Annotated in this window: 1 protein-coding gene; it reads right to left on the reverse strand. The window is 41.4% G+C overall.

Going from position 1 to position 353, the window contains the following annotated elements; genetic code table 11:
* Positions 1-55: 55 nt before the first annotated feature.
* Positions 56-353 (reverse strand): biotin/lipoyl-containing protein (locus tag HC176_RS17895; RefSeq protein ID WP_167920352.1); only part of this gene is annotated, 298 nt, incomplete at its 5' end.

Here is a 353-nt window from a genome sequence, read left to right on the forward strand (position 1 = left end):
TTTCATTCTAAATTTTTAAAACTGGAATTGCTTATTATGGATCTAATTTTCAGATTTAGTCCATCTCAATCAGCAACTGACTCTTATCTACTGTTTCCCCTTTTTTGACGCTAACAGATTTTACTACCCCGTCCCTCGGCGCGGTAAGTGTATTTTCCATCTTCATGGCTTCCAGCACCAGCAAATAATCTCCTTCTTTGACTTTCTGCCCTTCTTCAACCAGGACATCAAGTATAAGTCCGGGCATAGGCGCTTTGATGTCGTTCACTACCTGGGCGGCAGCAAGGCTAAGTCCCATTTCGTCTATCAATAAATCAAGTTCATTCGAGATCTTTACCCGGTAAGACTTTGAA

This window comes from Tamlana crocina, assembly GCF_012037625.1.